The following is an 18,359-nucleotide window of genomic DNA, read 5'->3' on the forward strand; positions in this document are numbered from 1 at the left end:
TTTAGAAATAAAATCCTTTTATTTGGATGGAAAATGTTGAAAAAGTTTATTTTTATTGAAATATAAGGTAATCTATGTGTAAAGGTATACATTTAGCAAGAGAGAGGATGATAGCTGTGAATACATTCAAATGGATGAGTCATGAACAGATGTATGTAGATGAAATACATGTTGAAAAATGTGGTCCTCTTTCAGTCGGCGTATATGGGGGGAATCAAGAAAGTGATGCATATGAAAGAGGAGATGCGGTGCTTGCTTGGTGGGATCCTGAATTACAATTTGAATTTGTTATGATTTTTGATACACACCACAAAACAAAAAATATAAATTATATAATAGAAGCAATTTCAGAAAGAAAAGAGAAATTAAAAGAGTTATTTTCCTACCCGATACATTTAGCTTTTCATCATACACATATGTACTTATTAGCGTTATTTACAGATGAGTTGTTTATTGAAAAATGTGATCAAGATGATGAGGAACTTGCATGCTTAATTTGTTTGCGAAAAGGCGAATTTTTATATTGGCTATCAGTTGGTGATTGTTTCGCATATTTATTCCATTCTGAGAAAACAAAGAATAGTAAAGGGCGATTAAATAAACGGAAGAATTACGAATATATCGGTAGAAAAAATATTTTTGCGGCAAATACACCTTGCTTTACGTCAGGTGTAAGAGGATTAGAAAAAGGAATGAATCATATTGTAATGGCAACGGACGGTATTTTAGAGTGTGATAAACAAAGGTTTGATGATGATCAATCTTTAGTAGAAATATTGCACGACGGAAATAGCTTGCAGATTGAACCAGTATTAAAAAATGTACTGCAGTGGAAAGGTAGAGATTGTGCCACAATTATTGGATGGTCCATTGATACTGAAAATAAACGATGCGCTAATTAATATAAAGTGAAACTTTAATCAGTGGGGGTCTTACTGCCCGTTAATGCGGGATAAAAGGAGTTCAAGGTTTTTATCCCTGAACTCCTTTTTGTTAAGCGATATGGATGTGATACGTTTTTAACCATTCATTTACTTGAAGCATATATTCCATAGTACTTCTTGCTTCAAAATTATTAATTTCTTTATTGCTTTCATCGGCAACGGCAAGTAATGTGGCATGATTAATAAGTGAGAAAATAGGATTGTTTTTATTACTGCACATGTCGAGTGATAAATGGCGGATTGTTTGCAGATAATGTGGATCTTGTGAAGTTGGATAAGCACTTTTTCTTCTATTACGTACATCGTCAGGTAAAGCAGGCTGCAGTGCTCTACGTAAAATGCCTTTTTCAATATTATCAATGCTTTTTATGTTGAAAGGAACGTTCCATAAATATTCAACTAATCGATAATCGCAAAACGGTACACGAACTTCAAACCCTACAGCCATACTCATACGGTCTTTACGGTCAAGTAAGAAAGGGAGAAATCTCGTTAAAAATAAATAAAACATTTGACGTTGTTTGGCGGATTTTTTACTTTCGCCTTCAAGAGTAGGTACTTCAAGTATCGCTTCTTGGAATCGTGCATCAATATAGTTTTCTAAGTTGCATTGGTTATTTACTTCATTTAGTAGAAGAGGAGAAGTATTCTTCCAATTAATTAGCCACGGAAACTTATCTACATATAGTAATTCTTCTTGGTGAAACCAAGGATACCCGCCGAATACTTCATCAGCAGATTCTCCAGATAAAGCTACAGTTGCATCTTTTTTCATTTCGCAAAATAGTAAATATAGTGAAGTTTCCATTTCACCAGCACTCGGCAAATCTTTTGCACGGAGGGGAACGAATAAGTGATTTGCTAATTCTTCAGCATTCACAATAATGTCATGATGCGATGTCCCTACATGTTCAGAAACGCGTTTTACCCAAGGAGCGTCTAAACCAGTGCGAGCAAATGTCAGCTCGAAATCTTTTGCGCTATTTACAAAGTCAACGGAATACGTATGAAGTGTTTTATTTTCAGCAGCAAATTCTTTCCCCGCTAGTGCAGTAATCCCGCTAGAATCTAATCCTCCTGATAACATACAAACGAGAGGAACATCGGCAATTAATTGTCTTTTTACTGTATCTTGTAAAATAGATAAAATATGTGAGGATGTATCTTCAATAGAGTCAATATGAACTTTACTTTCTAAATTCCAGTACTTTTTAACTACTTTTTTATCACGTGTAAACGTTATAGAATGTCCAGCACGTACTTCTTGAATATGTTTAAAGACGCCACACCCTGGAGTTCGAAATAAGCCTAATCCAAATATTTCGTTTATGCCATCCGAATCAATTTCAGCAGGAACAGATGGATGCGCTAATAGCGCTTTTATTTCAGATCCGAAAATAATGCTGTCATTTCTTTCAGTATAAAAGAGTGGCTTTACGCCTAAATGATCACGTGCTAAAAATAATTGTTGCTTCTGATCATCCCATAAGGCAAAAGCGAAAATTCCATTCAAATGTTGTACGCAATCTTCTTTCCATTCTAAATAAGCATGTAGTAACACTTCTGTATCTGAATGCGTTTCAAATGCATGACCACATTTCCCGAGTTGTTCTCTAAGCTCACGGAAATTATAAATTTCTCCATTATAAGTAAGAGCATACGTATAATCACCAGCACGAAATGTCTTCGGCTGCGTCCCGCCTTCTGGATCAATAACAATTAAACGTCGGTGTGCAAAGGCCGCACGAGGTGAAAACCAAAATCCTTCAGCATCTGGACCACGATGCTGAATACTATTTGCCATCTTTTCTAAAATAACATGTTGATTTGAAAGATCTTCCTTCCAATCTACCCAACCTGTAATTCCACACATACACATCTCATCTCCTAATTTAAAATGTTGAAAAGTAAATTAATGAAATAAAATATACACTAAGTTAAAGAGTGACTATATAAATAGTGTACTACATGAATTAAAAGGAAGACTTGAGAAAATTTTCTTGTAATACATAGGTATGTGAGACAATGGCTAAGGGAAAGTATTCCATAACATAGAAAAAATAAAAAAAGATGAGAGAAATTTTTTTGTAAGACGTTATATAGGGTGTAAAAGCTTTTACAAAAAAATAAGGGGAATCGCTACATGAAATCAAATGAGAAAAATTTTATAAAAAGATTACAACGGCAAAAAGAAGATGCGCTAGAATTTGTTGTCGATACATACTTACCACTCATAAAAGGAATCACGCACAAAGTTCTACTTCCAGTTCAAAATGATGGACTCATAGAGGAATGTGTAAACGATATATTTCTTTCCATTTGGAATAACGCAAATAAATTTCATGGAGAGCCAAGTGACTTTAAAAAATGGATTGCGGCGATTGCGAAATTTAAAGCGATTGATTATTACCGGAAAGCGACTAGAAAAGTAGAAATTATTTCAGATGAGTTTCATATTAGTACGGAAAAGTCAGCGGAAGACGAATTAATCGTTATGGAAGATAGGGAAGAGTTATTAAAGCTTATTAATCAATTAGAACCGTTAGATCAAAAGGTGTTCATTATGAAATATCTTCTCGGTATGAAGACAGAAGAAATAGGAGACAAGTTAGGGTTAACTCGGGCAGCGATCGATAATCGCGTGTACCGTGGGAAAAAGAAACTACAACAAAATACTACGAATATTAGTTTTGGAGGTAGTGCCATATGAAAGACATTTATGAACTATTAAATAATATTGATATAGATGAAAAAGAACTTGAGGAAATTGAGGCTTCTGAAATTGAAAAAGAAAAAGTGAAGCGCAATGTAAAACAATCGATACGTACGAAGAAAAAGATGAAAAGTTGGAAAAAAGGTGTTGCTGCTGCATCTATTTTAGTAGGATTATCAGTTGCGACGCTTGGTATTGGGTTTCCTACATATGCAGGGGGATTGCCAATTGTAGGTGATATATTCCGATTTTTAGATAATGGTAGAACAGGGTTATATGAAAATTATAAAGAGTTTTCGACTGAATTGAATATGACGAGAGAGAGTAATGGGGTTAAGGTTACAATTAATGATGCTGTGTTCGATGGTAGAACAATTACAATCACATACTCTATTGAGAGTAATAAAGATTTAGGGGAGAAGCCAAATATATTTGGATATCCACAGGTGATGGGATTTAATGGCGGGGGAGGAAGCTCTCAAGTAACAAAAGTTGGAGAGAAAAAGTACGTAGGTATGACTACGATGAGTGGTAATAGTAGTAAAAGGTTAGATGTTGCAAATATTTGGTGGGATATGGAAGAAATTGAGATGGATTATAAAGGTAATTCAATTAAGGGGAATTGGAATTTCGCACTTAGTTTAAAGGCAATGGATAGTAAGGAAATAAAGGTTAATGGAGTTTCTGAAAATGAATTAATAAAAGTAAATATAGAAAAAATGGAAGTAAATCCGATGTCATTTATTGTTTTTTACAATCAAGAAGAATCTAAGGCATTACGAAGTATATGGGATAGCGCTGATGTGGAATTAGAAATAAAAGATGATTTAGGAAATAAATATGCTGGTGAAGGAAATGGCGGAACTAGTACAGTAGCAGAGCCACATAAAAGTAGTTGGAGTGCTACATTCCAAAAGTTAAACGAAAATGCAACAAAGCTTATCGTTACACCTCGTGTGCACTTGCGAGTGCATACACCTGAAAATCATGGTGGAGTGGAGTATGTGAATGGAAAAGAGAAGAAAATTGAAGTACCGAAAAAAGAAGCGAAGAGTAAAAATATTGTTCTAGATGATATTGTAATTGATTTAAAGAAATAGAAGAGAGACTGCCTAAAACCATTAGGCAGTCTTTTTTCGTTAAGAACTAGTTACGAGTAACGCATGGGGATGCTGCGTTCTATACTCATCTTTCCAAGGAATATTTAGTTGTTCCCACGATTTGCCGCTATCATTGGATTGAAACACGCCATTGTTATTTAAAGTGTAAAATGTATGTGGCTCTGCTTGGTTTGTCGCAAACATCGAAATGACTGTACCGATTGCAGATGGTAGACCTTGCTGCAATTGCTCGAACGGAGTATCTTTCGTTTTACGATATATATAAGATTCATAAGGAATACGGTGATGAGCGAGGTCAGCGCTTGGTGCGGCAGAAACGAGAATTGTATCGCAATCGGCCGGATCGATAGCCATGCTGTATAAATAATGATGTTCAAGTCCTTCGCTGCATGAGACCCAGCTGTTTCCACTGTTATAACTTTCAAGGTATGCACGATCAGGTCCGCCCATAAATCCGTCACCACATGATGCATAAAGGCGATTTGGAGCGTCAGGGTGCATAAGCAATTGGTGAGCATCGATAGGAGCACCAAATTTTTTATCAATCCATGTATGCCCTTTATCATTACTTTGAATAACAGCACCAGCTTCAATTGAAACATGGATTGTATTTGGGGTGTTTGGATCAACTGTAATCCAGCGAACATGATGGGTGAAAGGTCTAGGCGGGAAAGCCCACGTATAAGAAGATAATAATGATTTCATATTTTTAAGTTCAGTCCACGTTTCACCGCCATTTTCTGAACGGAATAAAGCGCTCGGTTCTGTGCCGACATAAACGACGCCATAGCCGTTAATTTGTTCATTAGGGCTTATCGTAATGGAAGTGATTGAAGAATGTAAAATACCATCTTCATTTGGAAAATCAAAGTAACGATAGGAATCTCCAATCGGTCTCCATGAATCTCCGCCATCGTCGCTTAACCATAAACCTCGTCCAAATGTTCCGCAATATACACGGTTTTGTTGGAACGGATCAACAGCGATACAGGTAGGTTGCATATTTTGTAAGTGATAGGATGCTTCATAGTTACCATATTGTTCTTTTACAACAACAAGTTCACGCTCCATACAGAGAAATAATCTTTTCAATTTCGTCCCCTCCTTAAAAATTCTTTCTTTAGTAAACAATATGAAAATAAAAAAGAAGTAGTCTTGTTTTTATTTGAGAAAAAGGACTTGTTTGAAAAAGAGCGAAGTGTGTATACAGAGGAAGCGGGATAAAGATGGGGAGTTTGTTTCATACTAACATACAGATATTGCACTTAAAGGAGTATTCGTATGGGACATTCACATGATCACGGTCATTCTAACAATAAAAAGGCGTTACTAATTGCTTTTGTACTAACAACGAGTTTTATGATTGCTGAAGTAATTGGAGGATTTGTTACAAATAGTTTAGCACTACTATCTGACGCGGGGCATATGTTAAGTGATGCGGTATCTTTAGCTTTAAGTTTACTTGCGTTTAAGCTTGGAGAAAAAACAGCAACAGCTGCCAAAACATACGGATATAAGAGAGTCGAAATGTTAGCGGCATTATGTAACGGTGTCGTTCTTATTGTCATTTCAGTATACATTTTTATTGAAGCAATTCGCCGTTTTACAGAACCAGTTGAGATTGCTAGTAATGGGATGCTCATTATTGCCGTACTTGGTCTACTTATTAATATTTTATCAGCTTGGATATTAATGAGAGGCGGAGATGTGAAGGGCAATTTGAATTTAAGAAGTGCTTTCTTACACGTATTAGGCGATCTATTAGGATCAGTCGGAGCGATTATTGCAGCGCTATGTATTAAATTTTTCGGATGGACTGCTGCAGATGCGATTGCTAGTATTCTTGTGTCTATTTTAGTCATTACTAGTGGATGGCGTGTAACACGTGATACGGTCCATATATTAATGGAAGGCGCACCGCAGCACATAAATGTTGAAGAGGTAAAAAGTACATTATTAAATATTACGGTTGTAAAAGAAGTTCATGATTTGCATATATGGTCTGTCACATCTGATTTTCAAGTATTAATTTGCCATTTGATTATTAAAGATAATGAAACGCAAAGTGTATTAAAAGAGGCTACGGATGTATTAAAGGAAAATTTTCATGTAGAACATGTCACCATTCAAGTAGAAATAGATGGTGAATTTAATCATGGTGAGACAACTTGCAAAGTATGAAAGAAAAAGGATAAGAAAATGTGTCATAACATTTTTCGCACGGCATACATATATATAATGTGGCCACAAATACTTTGTAAGGTAAATATTTCATGAAATTACTTTACTTATAAAGAGTCATCTTTTATAATCAAAAGTGGTAATTGATAAAGATTATCATTTTCAATGATCGTAGAAAGGAGTTTTTTAAAAGATGAGTAGTCAACTCCGTTTTGCTGTTGAAAATCGTAAGAGGCATATAATCGATGAGTTAATTGGAGCAGGTGTGTTTAAAATTCGCGACCGACAATTATACGAGCTATCTTTAGAGGAATTGGAAAAAGAGTACGAAGATATGGAAGATTATGCAGATATTCAGGCATAGCTATATAGATGAGTAAAAGTGAGCTGGTTACGATTTTGTGTAACCAGCTCTATTATTATTTCGTAGAAATTATTTTTGATATTTCTTTCATTGGACGGAGCCAGTTTTGAGACATCATTTGTTCCATTTGTTTTTCGTCCTGCTCCTGCAGTGCTTGAATGATAGAGTGATGTTCTTCAATAGATTGACTTGCTGGAACGAAGTTTTGGAAAAACAAGTATTCAAGACGTAAAACGTGAAGTTGCATATTTTCTAGAAATGGTTCAATATATTGGTTTTTAGCAATAGAAGAAATTGTATTGTGAAATTGTATATCTAGCTCTAAAGCTTGTTTTGCGTTTTTCTTCTCTATAGAGCGCTGAAAATCATCATTTATTTCAGAAAGTAGTTTCAGATCAGCGTCTGTAATATTTTGAAGTGCTTGCTTTCCTATAATAGAGTGAAGACCGGCCATCGTTTCATAAATGATAGGTATGTCATCTAACTTAATAGGAGCAATTTTTGTTTTTTGCCCAGGTACCATTTCCACTAATCCAGAAAGTTCTAATATTTGAAGTGCTTCTCTTACAGGTGTTCTGCTTACGCCTAGTGCTTCAGCCAATTCCCCATCATTGATTTTTTCATCAGGCTGCAGTACACCTTCAATAATCCAATCTTGTAGTTGATTTAACACGAGTGATTTTGCCGAAACTCGTCCTTGTTTTTTATAATTTTGAGGGATAGGCATAGTGAATTCAATCCTTTCATTGTATATTTTCCTTTTTCTCATGAATAGGCTTTAATTCGGGTTTTCCTTCATCTGGTTTTTGGCTTAAGATAAGCACCATTACAATGACACAAAGAGCCCCTAGTAACTGAAAAGATTGAAACGGTACGTGTAATATAACTACAGAAGAAATAATAGCTGCGAGTGGTTCTGTACATCCGAATAATGTCGTTTCTTTCGGAGTCAAGTATCGTATGCTGTCTAAGTATAAATAAAATGCAATAAGTGTCCCGAAAATGACGACAAATGTGATAAGTGGTAGGGTACTTAGTTTTACATATTTCATAGTTGATAATAAAATGAATTTTTTCGTAGAAATAAATTGTACAATCGTTACACCAATCCCCCCAATAATCATGCCCCATCCAACGATAACAGAGGAAGACCATCTTTCTAGTAATCCCTTTGAATATAAACTATAAAAAGCAAGAGATAATCCAGATAAAATCCCCCAAATAGTAGCTGGTGTAGAAACAGCCAAGTTATGAACAGACCCGTTTGTTAGTAAGAGAAAAGTTCCTACTAATGAAAGGGCAATTGAAATAAAATCAATTTTTGATGGACGAACGTTCCATTTGAAAAGTAAGTATACAGTGATGAATATAGGAGCTAAATATTGTAATAATGTTGCGACGGCGGCATTTCCTTCTTTAATAGAAGCGAAATACGTGTACTGTACAGCAAGCATACCGAATAGGCCAAACAAAATCATTTTAATAGCATCAGATTTTTGTTTCCATATGCCGAATATTTCTTTTTTTCTCGTTCCGAATGATGAAATAATAAGCAAGATAGCCCCCGATATAAGCAATCGGATTGTAACTAACCACTCAGTAGAAACGTGTTCATATTGAAAAAGTTGTTGTGCAGCTGTTCCAGACAGTCCCCATAAACAAGCACCAATTACAACCATAATGATTCCTTTTAAACGATTTGGATCCATATAGTTTTATTTCCTTTCTCTAAAAATAGGTTTTGAATACAATATGCAATATATCACGAACTGTATAAAAAATAAACTGAAATTTCTGTGTTGTGAGGTGGGAATTGTAGTAGTTCCAGTCATCTTTACGATACAAGTGGGTAGGTTAAATAAAGCGAGATAAAATTATAAAATTAAATCATAATCAAGAGGATAAAAAAATAAAGATAAGAGTAATTTGGTTTGTTAAAAATATGTGTAGAAGGAGAAATGTGATGAGCTGGGTTACTCATAAACCAATATTTGAATTTGATCAATATAGTCCATATATTCGAATGAATTCTGCGTGGGTGGGACATTTAAACTTTGCTTATGATTTAGTAAGATTTGAAAAGCCAGAAATATTAGTTGAGTTAGGTACTCATTTAGGAGCTTCTTTTTTCAGTTTTTGCCAAGGGATAAAAGATGAAGGCTTATCTACAAAATGCTTTGCTGTAGATACTTGGGCAGGAGATGAGCATACAGGTCCATATGGAGAAGGTGTTTTTCAAATAGTGAGTAAATTCGTGAGTACGAGTTATCCTCAAATAGGGAATTTAATTCGGTCTACTTTTGACGAGGCGGTGGATCAGTTTCAAGATGGAACGATAAATTTGTTGCATATTGATGGTTATCATACGTATGAAGCAGTTTCTCATGATTATAAAACATGGTTACCGAAACTTGCGAATAACGGTATTGTTTTATTTCATGATATTGAGGTGAAAGAGCGAAACTTCGGCGTGTATAAATTTTGGGATGAGGTCAAAGCGAAGTACCCTCATTTTCAGTTTGAGCATTCATATGGACTCGGAGTATTGTTTCCGAAAGGTTGTAACGATAAGTTTGTGGAAATACTTAAAAATAAAGAAGAAATACAAAATATGTATAAATAAAAGTGGAGCATGCATCATTTTAATGATGTGTGCTTTTTTGTGGAGACAAATGGTAGACCTTAAAAGTGAGGATAATAGTAAAAAGTTTTGTTGTGGCAAATATTAAAAAAGTTATTTTTGGAGTGTTCTATATAAAAATGTAACATTTTTTATATTTTCCATTGCGAAAAGTAACATCTACTTTTACAATAGAAAAGGTGTTATATTATACTGGAAAAATAAATCGAAATAATATGAAAATTTTGTTTTGTCTTCGCTAATTGTATATTACATACATGTAAGACGACATATGTCATGTTATCGACTTGTAAGGAGAGAAAAAAATGAAAAGTGTAAGATTACCATCGATGCTAGAAATCATAGTTCTTTTATTACTATTTCTTGCTGTTGTCTTTTCCTTCCAAACGATTTTTGATCTCCCAATTCAATTAGCGCTATTTATTTCATGGTTTTTAGTAATTGCGCTTGGATTAAGATTAGGATTTCGTTATCAAGAATTGCAAGATGCAATTACGAAAGGGATTTCTAACGGATTAGAAGCAATACTGATTTTAGTTGCAGTAGGTGCTTTAATTGGAACTTGGATTGCTGGTGGCGTAGTGCCAACATTAATCTATTATGGATTAGAGTTTATTCACCCTAGCATATTCTTACTGGCAACATTAATTATTTGTTCGATAACTTCTATCGCGACAGGAACATCATGGGGAACAGTAGGAACAGCGGGTATTGCTATGATGGCGATTGGTGAAGGGCTTGGATTACCACTTCCGCTTGTTGCTGGTGCAGTTCTTTCAGGAGCTTATTTTGGCGACAAATTATCACCACTTTCTGATAGTACAGTTCTTGCAGCTTCTATGGCGAAAGTAGATGTTATTGCTCACGTTCGAGCTATGCTCGTATTAGATGTTCCAGCTTACATTATAACTAGCATTATGTTTACTGTAGCTGGTTGGATGTATGGCGGCGATAATGTAGATTTGAATCGAGTAGAGTTTTTAAAAGAAGCTTTATTAAAGCAATTTGATATTAAAATATGGATGCTTGTTCCGGCGGTCATTGTTATCGTACTATTAGCGATGAAGAAACCGTCTATGCCAACAATTGCAATGGGAGCTTTAATTGGTGCGATTTGGGCAACTCTTTTCCAAGGAATGAACTTTGGAGAGGCGATCGGAACAGCGTATAACGGATTCTCAATTCAATCTGGTGTCGAGTTTGTTGACAAGTTATTAAACCGTGGTGGAATTGATGGTATGCTTGGTTCAGTGGCGGTTATTATTTTCGGTTTAGGATTTGGTGGATTACTTGAAAAACTAGGTGTTTTAAAAGTAATCGTATCGAAATTCGAGAAGAAATTGAATTCTGCTGGTAATGTAACATTGTCTACATTAATCGTGGCATTCTTAGCGAATATATTTGGTTGTGCGATGTACGTATCACTAATTTTAACACCGAAAATTATGGAAGATAGCTATGATAAATTAAAAATAGACCGACGTGTATTAGCGCGTAACTCAGAAGTAGGTGGAACGTTAACTTCTGGTATGGTTCCGTGGTCGGATAATGGTATTTTTATGGCTGGAATTTTAGGTGTAGCAACGTTCTCATACGTTCCGTTTATGTGGTTAAGCTTTGTTTCATTAATTTTGGCGGTTATTTACGGATATACAGGCAAATTCATCTGGTATGTAGATGACGTTGAAAAAGGAAAGCAAGTATCATAAAAAAATACCTTCTGCGATGGCAGGAGGTATTTTTTTCATATATACGAGTGAGAATTCTTATCATTTGGGTGAAAGTCTGTTAAAATGAGAAATGTAGGTATTTTATTTTCAAGGGGATGAAAAAATGGAGTACAGAATTGAAAGAGATACAATAGGAGAAATAAAAGTTCCAGCTGATAAATTATGGGCAGCACAAACGCAACGTAGTAAAGAAAACTTCCCGATTGGAACAGAGCAAATGCCGTTTGAAATTGTAAAAGCATTTGCGATTTTAAAAAAGAGTGCAGCACTTAGCAATCAAAAATTAGGAAAGCTATCAGAAGAAAAAGCAGAAGCAATTGTGGCAGCAGCTGACGAAGTGATTGCAGGGAAATGGAATGAACATTTTCCACTTGTCGTATGGCAAACGGGTAGTGGTACACAGTCAAACATGAATGTGAATGAAGTAATTGCGAATCGTGGGAATCAAATTTTGAAAGAGAAGGGATCTGACATACATATTCATCCGAATGATGATGTGAACATGTCTCAAAGTTCAAATGACACATTTCCGACAGCGCTTCATGTAGCATGTGTAATTGCAGTAGAAAATCAGGTATTGCCAGCAATTACGAAATTAAAAGAAACGTTAGCAGAAAAAGTAACTGCATTTGAACATATTATAAAAATTGGTCGTACACACTTACAAGATGCAACGCCTTTAACATTAGGACAAGAAATTAGCGGATGGCATCGCATGCTTGAAAAAACAGAGCGTATGATTGCAGAGAGCAATACATATATGAAAGAGCTTGCAATTGGTGGTACTGCAGTTGGAACAGGTATTAATGCTCATCCTAAATTTGGTGAGATGGTGTCAGAGGAAATTAGCCAATTTACAGGTAAGCAATTTATTTCTGCACCAAATAAATTCCACGCATTAACGAGCCATGATGAAGTTGTATATACGCATGGTGCATTAAAGGCATTAGCTGCTGATTTAATGAAGATTGCTAACGATGTACGCTGGCTGGCAAGCGGTCCGCGTAGTGGTCTAGGCGAAATTATTATTCCGGCAAATGAGCCAGGAAGCTCTATTATGCCAGGTAAAGTAAATCCAACGCAAAGTGAAGCGTTAACGATGGTTGTAGCGCAAGTGATGGGAAATGACACAACAATCGGATTTGCTGCGAGCCAAGGCAATTTTGAGTTAAACGTATTTAAACCAGTTATTGCATATAACTTCTTACAATCCGCTCACTTATTAGCTGATGCAATTGTTTCATTTAATGATAATTGTGCAGTGGGTATTGAAGCAGATGAAGAAGTAATTAAAGAGAATGTAAATCGTTCATTAATGCTTGTTACAGCATTAAACCCGCATATCGGATATGAAAATGCAGCGAAAATTGCGAAGCATGCTCATAAAGAAGGGCTAACTTTAAAAGAAGCAGCATTGCAATCTGGACTACTAACTGAAGAGCAATTTGATGAAATTGTCGATCCGAACAAAATGATTGCTCCGAAAGAGTAATAAAAAAAGCCAAGGTTCTTTGTTTAGAATCTTGGCTTTTTTGATATATTTGTATGTCTTCCATTTGTATTACTGCAAGTGCCAAAATATATTATTTGTTAGCAGGACTATTCAATACTTTCATTTGTGGACAGTTTTCTTTTAAGAGTGCAATGAATTTTTCTTCTTCTTTGGGTACGAAAGTTGTTACAGTATCAAATAAATTGTAATGGATTTCTAATTGCTGCCTAGTCCACTTTTCAGAGCGAAGTGTTTTACCAGAGTATTTAATGTGACGAATATCTTCAAATGGAATTTCAATACGCAATATGAAACCATGTTTTAAAACAAGAGAGGATTCCGTTACGTTGTAGTGAGAGAAATAGAATGAAGAAAGGTTCACCATATTTAACAGCATCATGAGAGTGAAAAAAATAGAATTTTCATTTTGGAAGAATAGTGAAACGAGAAAAATACTGATAAATAATGTAATGAAAATGACGTGAAATGGATTCTTTTTCGCTTTAAATTTCAAGTTAGTCACCTCAGTATACGTGTACTCTAATTAAATTAAATCACAACATCGTAATAAAACGTGTGAATATGCAGAATTGCATATTCACACGTTTTATTATTCATGTAAAATTTCTTGATGGGGTAAATTCAAAGGAAGTTTTTTAATAGTGGAGTGACATAAAGTGACTTACAAGAATAGAAAGTTAGTGTTAGTCATAATTAGTTGTATGATGATTATGGGTAGTTGTGCTAATAAATTTGTTGAAAATCGAAACCTAAAGCATATATTCGTACAGGTAAGTAAAGTTTTACTAGAGATTGCAAATAGAATATATAATGGGTAAAAGGTGTTTTCGTATATGGAAACACCTTTTTTGTAGTTACAATTGAATGCTAAAGTTTTGGAATGAGTGAGTACCGGTTCCATGTTGAACGAGGTTGTTATCATTTAAATATTGAATAACATATTTTACTTCTTTCAATTAGAAATTCACTTATTAAATACATTCGCTTTTCGTTGCTTTAAGTCCTTTTGTAGGATTATTTAATAGATGTTTTTATAAAAGTTTATAAAATGGGTAAACGAAACATTGAAATGTTTATTTATTGTATGTTAAGATGATGAAGTGATAGCAAACGTTATTGGAAAATGTCTGTTTTTTAGATAAACATTTTAAAGGAGTGTTTAGTATGAGTGATATTTCAGAGAAGTTTTGGGATGCTTCGGTTGAGGAATTGAAGAAAGGGTATGTATTTGAAACGGAAGTAGAGGAATATATTTGTTTAGCTTGTGGAGAGGCGTTTATTAAGGGTGTAATTTATCAAGATAATCAAGTTTTGTATGAAGCTGAGAAGTTTGTGCAAGTGCATGTGCAAAATGAACATACGTCTATGTTTGATTATTTATTAAATCTTGATAAGAAGTATACGGGCTTAACTGATTTGCAAAAGAAAATGGTTCAGTTTTTCCATATGGGGCTGAATGATAAAGAGATTGTAAAGGAGATGGATGGTGGAAGTACTTCAACCATTCGCAATCATCGATTTACACTTCGAGAGAAAATGAAGCAAGCGAAGGTGTTTTTAGCATTAATGGAACTGTCAGAAGAAAAATCAAAACTACAAACGAAATTTGTACCTATTCATAGAACAGCGACGATGGTAGATGATCGCTACAATATAACAGAAGAAGAAAATGATGAAGTATTAAAAGCACATTTTACAGAAGGATTAGATGGACCGCTTTCTAAATTTCCGAAAAAGCAAAAGCGTAAATTAATTATATTACGCCATTTAGTGACGAAGTTTGATAGTAATAAAAAGTACACTGAAAAAGAAGTGAATACTGTCATAGAAAGTGTATATCCGGATTTTGTAACGTTAAGAAGATATTTAATCGAATATGGGTTTTTAGATAGAACAGCTGATGGAAGCCAATATTGGGTGAAGTTATAATCATACGGACAAGAAAATGAATAGAAGCACATTATTATAATAACTATACAAAGAGATAGAAGTTGAAAAATAGATTTTTAATAAAAGGAGAAATGAAATTTGAAACCACCTACAGATAACAATAAAGAAGATGCGGATCCACATAAGTTAGAAAGTGAGAGTAAACCGATTTGGAAGTCGATGTCCATGTTTTTAGTACCGTTACTATTAAGTAATGTATTACAATCGATTGGACAATTATTCGGTATGGTAGTAGTAGGAAGATGGCTTGGAGTGAATGATTTAGCAGCCATATCAGCATTCTTCCCTCTATTTTTCTTACTCGTTTCATTTGTAATTGGTATTGGTTCAGGTAGTTCTATTTTAATTGGTCAGGCGTTTGGCGCTAAAAACGAAGATCGTTTAAAAGCTATCGTTGGTACGACGCTGACATTTACATTTATTATTGGAGTTGTGCTGGCGATAGTAGGCAGTATTTTTGCAATGGATATTATGCGCCTTATGGGAACGCCAGAAAATATTATTGAAATAAGTGTACATTATGCAAGGATATTATTTATATCGATGCCAGTTTTATTTTTATATTTCGCATATACAACATTTATGAGAGGTACAGGAGATTCTAAAACGCCATTTTACTTTTTAATTGTAAGCACAGCGCTAAATATGATCTTATTACCAATTCTTATTTTTGGATGGTTAGGAGCTCCGAAATTAGATGTGTATGGAGCAGCGTATGCTTCTGTTATATCTACAGTTATTACGTTTATTGTCATGTTGGTGTATTTAAAGAAGAAAAATCACCCACTACAATTAGATAGTATGGTAAGGAAATATCTTCGCATGGACGGGGAGTTATTGAAGCTATTGCTACGACTTGGTATTCCAGCGAGTATTAATATGATATTAGTTTCATTATCTGAAATTGCGGTCATCGCGTTTGTAAATCGTTACGGTTCGGATGCAACGGCAGCATATGGCGTCGTGAATCAAGTTGCAAGTTATGTACAAATGCCAGCAGTTAGCCTCGGTATTACAGTTTCCATTTTTGCAGCACAATCAATTGGTGCAAATCAATTTGATCGATTACAGAAAGTTGTGAAGGCCGGAATTATTATGAACTATGTCATCGGTGGTGTGCTAATATCTCTTATTTACTTGTTCTCAAGAGACATACTATCACTATTTTTAACGAGTCAAACTACAATTGATATTGCTCACAGCCTCGTTATGATCACATTATGGAGCTATTTAATTTTCGGTCATGCGCAAATTATTAGTGCGACAATGCGAGCAAGTGGTACAGTATTATGGCCAACTGTTATCGGCGTTGTATCAATTTGGCTTGTTGAAGTACCTGTAGCGTATTACCTTTCTTATCATACAAGTCTTGGTATAGAAGGGATATGGATTGGATACCCAGCAGCATTTATTGTCAGCTTAATTTTACAGTATGCATATTATAAGCTTTCATGGCAGAAGAAACGAATTACACGATTAGTGAGCTAAATCATGCAAATGTCCCTAAGTTATTATACTTAGGGACATTTTTTGTAAGTGTAGGTTTATCCCGCTATTCGCCGGGCAGTAAGACTCCCACCTCAAAATTCGGCCGGAGCAAAGAAGTTAGGGGGGAGTCTTACTGCCCCTAAAGGCCCGATTGGTGAGGGCTGATTAAAGTATCACTTTATAAATAGCTTTTTAAAGTGATATCAAAATGTTGTCTAATGAGTTTGTTATCACTCATATAAAACTCCCACGCTTTTTCAGGTTCACCGATAATTTCAAAAGATTCTTCTGTAATATATAAAGCGCAATTATCCTCTAGTGCAATTCCTTCTATATTACCTTGATGATTTTGTAAAAAGGAATGGAAGGCATTCATTCTATTTAATTGATTATAATGTGGACAAAATCTTTTGTTCACAATCCCCCAGCCGTTGCTCTCTATATAACCAGAATCTTCATAATCGGAGCGGATACTAGATGTGAACCAACACATAGCACCGGCGCTATACCCCGCGATGAGCGTTCCTTGTTGCAAAGCAAATAATAATTTTTCATCTAGTTTATGTTTTTTCCATTGTGTAAGCATGTGAATATAGTTCCCGCCACCGAGATAAATTAAATCAGCTGATTGAATCATTTCGTCTATTTCATATTTAGAAGGCGTATCGGCTATAGTACGTAAAATTTGTACTTCACAGTGTAATTGTTTTTCGAACGTATCTAAAAATAGTTTGATATAGCTTTCATCATCATGACTTGCTGTAGGAATGAATAATACTTTTGGATACTGTTTATTTGTTAATGCTATAAGTCGTTCATTAATAGGCGAGTGATTTGAATCTTGTAAGTCACCGCCACCAATGACAGCTAATTTCATAGTAAAGCACCACCTAATCATTTTCGTTATATAAAAATTCGATAGAAGAGACTTACATTCCTTCTCTATGTAATGAATAAGTAGAAAATGTAGTTTCAGTATATCGGAATAGTAAAGGTGGTGAGAGCTAAATAGAAAAATGAATTAGAAACAGTTTATTGATATATAATATTTCATACTATTGTTTCAAAATATAGGAAAAATATGTTTAAATTAATATAACAACGCAATAATTAATATTGAATTAAAAAAAGAATTAGAAAAAATAGGGGTTTGAAAAGTGCTTTTTACTTTTAATAGGAACTTGTACCGCAATATGGTAAAATTATTTCAATATATTTATTTGATATAGAATGAATAGAGGGAGCGTGAAAAAAGTGGATTTTCGATTTGAATTTACAACGAAGGTGAAAGAATACTTAGATGATGAGAAGGATGAAAAAATAATAAAAGATGGACATAGAGATATCATTTTTCAGTATTTATACCCATTAGAGAGTGAAATTGGCATTTATAAAAATCCTAACTTTACTTTTTTGGCATCAGGAAGACGCTCACATATCGTATTAGAAAATATTGAATTTAAAACAGAGGTAAATGTAAAAAGTAACATCATTGAAATTACAAAAATAGTGGATAATGTCGTTATTCCGTTAGATACGATTGTAGTGAAAGATCGGGAATTATTTGCACTTGGACATAATGAGAAGTTTAGTGTGCAAATATTAGAGCAGTATCTCTTTGATACATTTGGAGAGAAATTAGGTTTACGATGAATAGAACGGGGTACTGATTTATAGGTAGTGAATTTTAGTGCATATCATTCGTGTTTGACCT

17 protein-coding genes and 1 pseudogene are annotated in these 18,359 nt (G+C 34.6%); 11 read left to right on the forward strand and 7 right to left on the reverse strand.

The window, feature by feature from the left end; genetic code table 11:
* The first annotated feature begins 74 nt into the window (after positions 1 to 74).
* Positions 75 to 902, forward strand: a complete 828-nt coding sequence (locus ACXVYO_RS24840) for a protein phosphatase 2C domain-containing protein (protein ID WP_458468762.1) — start codon at positions 75 to 77, stop codon at positions 900 to 902.
* A gap of 91 nt (positions 903 to 993) precedes the next feature.
* Here ACXVYO_RS24840 and asnB read toward each other — a convergent pair whose 3' ends face one another.
* Positions 994 to 2,817 (reverse strand): asparagine synthase (glutamine-hydrolyzing), encoded by a 1,824-nt coding sequence (asnB, locus tag ACXVYO_RS24845; RefSeq protein WP_458468763.1) that lies wholly within the window; start codon positions 2,815 to 2,817, stop codon positions 994 to 996.
* 270 nt (positions 2,818 to 3,087) lie between these two features.
* Here asnB and ACXVYO_RS24850 point away from each other — a divergent pair, with 270 nt between their 5' ends.
* Both ACXVYO_RS24850 and ACXVYO_RS24855 read left to right on the forward strand, forming a co-directional pair.
* Positions 3,088 to 3,654, forward strand: a complete 567-nt coding sequence (locus tag ACXVYO_RS24850) for a sigma-70 family RNA polymerase sigma factor (RefSeq protein ID WP_458468764.1) — start codon at positions 3,088 to 3,090, stop codon at positions 3,652 to 3,654.
* Entirely contained in the window at positions 3,651 to 4,757 is a 1,107-nt protein-coding gene (locus tag ACXVYO_RS24855) for a DUF4179 domain-containing protein (RefSeq protein WP_458468765.1), read from the forward strand. Before ACXVYO_RS24850 ends, ACXVYO_RS24855 begins: the two co-directional genes overlap by 4 nt.
* A 39-nt stretch (positions 4,758 to 4,796) precedes the next feature.
* Here the strand turns inward: ACXVYO_RS24855 and ACXVYO_RS24860 are convergent, their stop codons facing one another.
* Positions 4,797 to 5,870, reverse strand: a complete 1,074-nt coding sequence (locus tag ACXVYO_RS24860; protein WP_458468766.1) for a WD40/YVTN/BNR-like repeat-containing protein — start codon at positions 5,868 to 5,870, stop codon at positions 4,797 to 4,799.
* 189 nt (positions 5,871 to 6,059) lie between these two features.
* Between ACXVYO_RS24860 and ACXVYO_RS24865 the strand changes: the two genes are divergently transcribed.
* Positions 6,060 to 6,959: a cation diffusion facilitator family transporter gene (locus ACXVYO_RS24865; RefSeq protein ID WP_458468767.1), complete on the forward strand. Its 900-nt coding sequence runs from the start codon at positions 6,060 to 6,062 to the stop codon at positions 6,957 to 6,959.
* A 193-nt stretch (positions 6,960 to 7,152) separates the two neighbouring features.
* Complete coding sequence (gene fbpA, locus ACXVYO_RS24870) at positions 7,153 to 7,323, forward strand: Fur-regulated basic protein FbpA (protein ID WP_073517893.1); 171 nt, start codon at positions 7,153 to 7,155, stop codon at positions 7,321 to 7,323.
* 55 nt (positions 7,324 to 7,378) lie between these two features.
* On the opposite strand, the gene ACXVYO_RS24875 is transcribed toward fbpA, so the two are convergent.
* Together ACXVYO_RS24875 and ACXVYO_RS24880 are read right to left on the reverse strand one after the other, a co-directional pair.
* Positions 7,379 to 8,050 (reverse strand): GntR family transcriptional regulator, encoded by a 672-nt coding sequence (locus tag ACXVYO_RS24875; RefSeq protein WP_458468768.1) that lies wholly within the window; start codon positions 8,048 to 8,050, stop codon positions 7,379 to 7,381.
* Positions 8,051 to 8,066: 16 nt separating this feature from the next.
* Positions 8,067 to 9,032: a DMT family transporter gene (locus ACXVYO_RS24880; protein ID WP_458468769.1), complete on the reverse strand. Its 966-nt coding sequence runs from the start codon at positions 9,030 to 9,032 to the stop codon at positions 8,067 to 8,069.
* Positions 9,033 to 9,286: 254 nt separating this feature from the next.
* Here ACXVYO_RS24880 and ACXVYO_RS24885 point away from each other — a divergent pair, with 254 nt between their 5' ends.
* From ACXVYO_RS24885 to fumC, 3 genes are all read left to right on the forward strand, one after another.
* The gene (locus tag ACXVYO_RS24885; protein WP_458468770.1) at positions 9,287 to 9,946 is read left to right on the forward strand and encodes a class I SAM-dependent methyltransferase; all 660 of its coding nucleotides are present in this window, start codon (positions 9,287 to 9,289) and stop codon (positions 9,944 to 9,946) included.
* A 323-nt stretch (positions 9,947 to 10,269) separates the two neighbouring features.
* Positions 10,270 to 11,673 (forward strand): Na+/H+ antiporter NhaC, encoded by a 1,404-nt coding sequence (gene nhaC / locus ACXVYO_RS24890; protein ID WP_458468771.1) that lies wholly within the window; start codon positions 10,270 to 10,272, stop codon positions 11,671 to 11,673.
* Positions 11,674 to 11,797: 124 nt separating this feature from the next.
* Entirely contained in the window at positions 11,798 to 13,186 is a 1,389-nt protein-coding gene (gene fumC, locus ACXVYO_RS24895; protein WP_458468772.1) for a class II fumarate hydratase, read from the forward strand.
* 91 nt (positions 13,187 to 13,277) lie between these two features.
* Here the strand turns inward: fumC and ACXVYO_RS24900 are convergent, their stop codons facing one another.
* Both ACXVYO_RS24900 and ACXVYO_RS24905 read right to left on the reverse strand, forming a co-directional pair.
* Positions 13,278 to 13,700 (reverse strand): PH domain-containing protein, encoded by a 423-nt coding sequence (locus tag ACXVYO_RS24900; protein ID WP_458468773.1) that lies wholly within the window; start codon positions 13,698 to 13,700, stop codon positions 13,278 to 13,280.
* A 361-nt stretch (positions 13,701 to 14,061) separates the two neighbouring features.
* Positions 14,062 to 14,163: pseudogene (locus ACXVYO_RS24905) on the reverse strand (MBL fold metallo-hydrolase); the annotation flags it as partial.
* 208 nt (positions 14,164 to 14,371) lie between these two features.
* Between ACXVYO_RS24905 and ACXVYO_RS24910 the strand changes: the two are divergent.
* Together ACXVYO_RS24910 and ACXVYO_RS24915 are read left to right on the forward strand one after the other, a co-directional pair.
* On the forward strand, positions 14,372 to 15,136 hold the full coding sequence (locus ACXVYO_RS24910; protein ID WP_458468774.1) for a DUF2087 domain-containing protein: 765 nt from the start codon (positions 14,372 to 14,374) through the stop codon (positions 15,134 to 15,136).
* Between the two features lie 99 nt (positions 15,137 to 15,235).
* Positions 15,236 to 16,645, forward strand: coding sequence for an MATE family efflux transporter (locus tag ACXVYO_RS24915; RefSeq protein WP_458468775.1), 1,410 nt, complete (start codon positions 15,236 to 15,238; stop codon positions 16,643 to 16,645).
* A 178-nt stretch (positions 16,646 to 16,823) separates the two neighbouring features.
* Here ACXVYO_RS24915 and ACXVYO_RS24920 read toward each other — a convergent pair whose 3' ends face one another.
* Positions 16,824 to 17,522 carry a peptidase E gene (locus tag ACXVYO_RS24920; RefSeq protein WP_458468776.1) on the reverse strand — a complete coding sequence of 233 codons (699 nt, stop codon included), beginning with the start codon at positions 17,520 to 17,522 and terminating at the stop codon, positions 16,824 to 16,826.
* A 377-nt stretch (positions 17,523 to 17,899) separates the two neighbouring features.
* Between ACXVYO_RS24920 and ACXVYO_RS24925 the strand changes: the two genes are divergently transcribed.
* Positions 17,900 to 18,298, forward strand: coding sequence for a DUF3942 family protein (locus tag ACXVYO_RS24925; RefSeq protein ID WP_458468777.1), 399 nt, complete (start codon positions 17,900 to 17,902; stop codon positions 18,296 to 18,298).
* The last annotated feature ends 61 nt before the right edge of the window (positions 18,299 to 18,359 follow it).

Source organism: Bacillus sp. BC08 (genome assembly GCF_054326875.1).